2 protein-coding genes and 2 pseudogenes are annotated in these 3,134 nt (G+C 64.0%); 1 reads left to right on the forward strand and 3 read right to left on the reverse strand.

The window, feature by feature from the left end:
* A pseudogene (locus EOA60_RS25730) lies at window positions 1-1,238 on the reverse strand (N-methylproline demethylase); the annotation flags it as partial.
* A gap of 199 nt (window positions 1,239-1,437) precedes the next feature.
* On the opposite strand from EOA60_RS25730, the gene queF reads away from it, so the two are divergent.
* Window positions 1,438-1,899, forward strand: a complete 462-nt coding sequence (gene queF / locus EOA60_RS25735) for a preQ(1) synthase (RefSeq protein ID WP_067330169.1) — start codon at window positions 1,438-1,440, stop codon at window positions 1,897-1,899.
* A 16-nt stretch (window positions 1,900-1,915) separates the two neighbouring features.
* On the opposite strand, the gene EOA60_RS25740 is transcribed toward queF, so the two are convergent.
* Together EOA60_RS25740 and EOA60_RS25745 are read right to left on the reverse strand one after the other, a co-directional pair.
* Window positions 1,916-2,662 (reverse strand): alpha/beta fold hydrolase, encoded by a 747-nt coding sequence (locus EOA60_RS25740; protein WP_164899527.1) that lies wholly within the window; start codon window positions 2,660-2,662, stop codon window positions 1,916-1,918.
* 142 nt (window positions 2,663-2,804) lie between these two features.
* Window positions 2,805-3,104, reverse strand: a pseudogene (locus EOA60_RS25745) (hypothetical protein); the annotation flags it as partial.
* Between the last annotated feature and the right edge of the window lie 30 nt (window positions 3,105-3,134).

Raw genomic sequence — 3,134 nt, forward strand, 5'->3', positions numbered from 1 at the left:
AACTGATGGCCGCGTTCGGCGGCGACCCGCGCGGCTCCCAGACCCCCCGCCCCGGCGCCGACGCCCACCACCCGCCTCTTCGGCCCTTCGCTTTTCGCGATGACATGCGGGATCGTCGCTTCGCGGCCGGTGGCGGCGTTGTGGACGCAGAGCGCCTCACCGCCTTCATAGATGCGATCGAGGCAGTAGGTGGCGCCGACGCAAGGCCGGATCTCGTGCTCGCGCCCTTCCATCACTTTCCTGATGATATGCGGATCGGCGATATGGGCGCGCGTCATGCCGACCATGTCGAGCTTGCCGGAGGCGATCGCATGACGCGCGGTCGCGACATCGGAGATCCGCGCCGCGTGGAAAGTCGGGAATTTCGTCGCCGCCCTCACCTCGCCGGCGAAATCGAGATGCGGCGACGAGCGCATGCCGGTCACCGGGATGACCTTGGTCAGCGCCGCGTCGGTCTCGATCGAGCCGCGGATGATGTTGAGGAAATCGACCTTGCCGGAGCGAGCCAGACGTTTCGCGATCTCGACGCCCTCCTCCTTCGACAGGCCTTTTTCGAAATCCTCGTCGGCGACCATGCGGATGCCGACGACGAATTTCTCGCCGACCGCGGCGCGAACCGCATCCAGCACCATGTTGGTGAAGCGCAGCCGGTTGTCGAGCGAGCCGCCGAAATCATCGTCGCGATGGTTGGTGGCGGGCGACCAGAAGCCGTCCATCAGATGGCCGTAGGATTCGAATTCGATGCCGTCGAGGCCGGCCGCCTGGCAGCGCTGGGCGGCGGAAGCATAATCGGCAACGATGCGCTCGATGTCCCAGTCCTCGATGGTCTTGGGAAAGGCGCGATGCGCCGGCTCGCGCACCGGCGAGGCGGAAAGCACCGGCAGCCAGTCGGCCTTGTTCCAGCCGGTGCGGCGACCGAGATGGGTGATCTGGATCATGACCTTGCAGTCATGCTCATGACAGGCATCCGCAAGTTCGGCGAGCCACGGCACGATGGCGTCGTCATAGACATGCAGGTTGCCGAAGGCGGCCGGGCTGTCGCGTGACACGATGGCAGAGCCCGCTGTCATCGTCAGCGCCATGCCGCCCTTGGCCTTCTCGGCGTGGTAGAGCCGGTAGCGCTCCTTCGGCATGCCGTCCTCGGAATAAGCCGGCTCATGGCTGGTTGACATCACCCGGTTCTTCAGCGTCAGGTGCTTGAGCGGATAAGGTTGGAGAAGCGGGTCGTTGCTGGTCATCGTCTTCCTGCCGTATCAAATTGCGCGGGCGCTGCTCCCGCTTCCATTTCACGCATCGGATTCATCCGAAAACCGCTGCGCGGCTTTCGCTCCAATGCTAATGAGCCGCCAAACACGCCGGGTCCGTTCGATCGCGGCGCACTTTCAACTGATTGCACCTGCCGCCCTTGCAATCATCGGCGGCAGCGAGGAGCCATCGATGACCGACGCCAAAAACCTGACCCAGCTCGGCAAACACGTCGAGACGCCGCAGAGTCCCGAACAGGCAGTCCTGGAAACCGTGCCGTTCGAGCGAGGCGACGGCCCGCCCGCGATCGTGCGCTTCACCTGCCCGGAATTCACCTCGCTCTGCCCGGTCACCGGCCAGCCCGACTTCGCCCACATCGTCATCGACTACGCGCCCGACAAGACGCTGGTGGAATCGAAGTCGCTGAAGCTGTTCATGACCTCGTTCCGCAACCATGGCGCCTTTCACGAGGAATGCACCGTCATGATCGGCCGCCGCATCGTCGAAGCGACCAAGCCGCTCTGGCTGCGCGTCGGCGGCTACTGGTTCCCGCGGGGCGGCATCCCCATCGACGTCTTCTGGCAGACCGGCGCGCCGCCCGAAGGCGCCTGGCTGCCCGACACCGGGGTCGCGCCATATCGCGGGCGCGGGTGAGTTTATCGAGCGGCCATCAGACATGGCCGGCCGCATTGGTTCGGCACAGGTTGGTCGCAAGAAACGGAACGACCGAAATGCGATAGCGTTGCTGGTCGTGGCGCAACAGATCGACATGACCGGCGCCGTTGAACCAGACCAATTGCGAGGCAGCGGCTTTTTTCAGCGCCATTACCTGCCCGTGGTCTATAAAGGGATCCTCGCCGCCGGCGAGCAAGAGTAACGGCTTGCCGATTTTGCCGAGGCGGTCGACCGGCCTGACATCGTCGGCGCTTATTCCGAGCCGAAGCGGCATCTGCGCCAGAAGGACATCCGCTTGGAGGCTACGCAGCATGCTGAACGGCATTCGACGAGCCGTCGTCTCGCGCAATGTCGCGTAGAGCTGTTCCAGCACGTAGGCATCGGCGATCGCCTTCGGTGCAGCAAAGACAAAGGCTGCCGCTCCCAGCGAGGATCCCACGGCGCCGATCTTTTGCCCGGGGAAGCGCTGTCGGGCATATGTCAGGATGCGGACAGCGTCCTGCCCTTCAAAGTAGCCGAAGCCTTGTACGGTTCCGCCGCTCTCGCCGTGCCCCGACAGATCGAACAGGGCAACCGAATAGCCGCTATCGGATAGCAGTTTTGCGCGTTGCAGCATCGCTAGCCTGTTGGCGCCGCGCCCGTGCAACAGGACGATCGCACCGCAACTGTCCTTTCGACCAATCACCCAACCGACAAGTTCGGGCGCACCAGCCTGGTTGAGCACGACGCGCTCGACGGGCACCTCGCTCGGCGCCGTCAAGTTCTGACGGAGCCCGCGGGCGATCAGCGTTGTTCCAGCCGCCCAGTCGGCCGCGCAAAATCCGATAATCGCCGCCGCAAGGATAGCACGGAGTTTCATCTGTGATGCCCTGACCGCGACTTCATCATTCGCACTGGTACTGGCTGAGCGCCCATTCGCCGGTGACCGACAGGAGGTCGAAGATCTTCCAGTCGCCGCCGACCTTCTTCAGCTTCCATTCGAGACGGTGCTGGTGGCCTTCGACGACGAAGACGACCACCACCTTGGCCTCGTCACCATTGATCGCTTCGATGGTGCGCAGGCTCTTGTCGATGGCGAGCTTGTCGTAATCGGCATTGTCGAGCGCCATGTTGGGATCGAGGCACTCGCCCTGACCCGAGGCGCGCAGCGCGCCGGCTTTGTCGAGTACGCTCTTCGCCGGATCGCCGACGGCGGTGGTGAAGCCCTTCTACGA

This window comes from Mesorhizobium sp. M1A.F.Ca.IN.020.06.1.1 (assembly GCF_004023265.1).
In the GTDB taxonomy this organism is placed as follows: domain Bacteria; phylum Pseudomonadota; class Alphaproteobacteria; order Rhizobiales; family Rhizobiaceae; genus Mesorhizobium.

Coding starts and splice junctions, on each gene's coding strand:
- queF (WP_067330169.1), top strand. CDS start 1,438: ATGACCGACGCCAAAAACCTGACCCAGCTCGGCAAACACGTCGAGACG.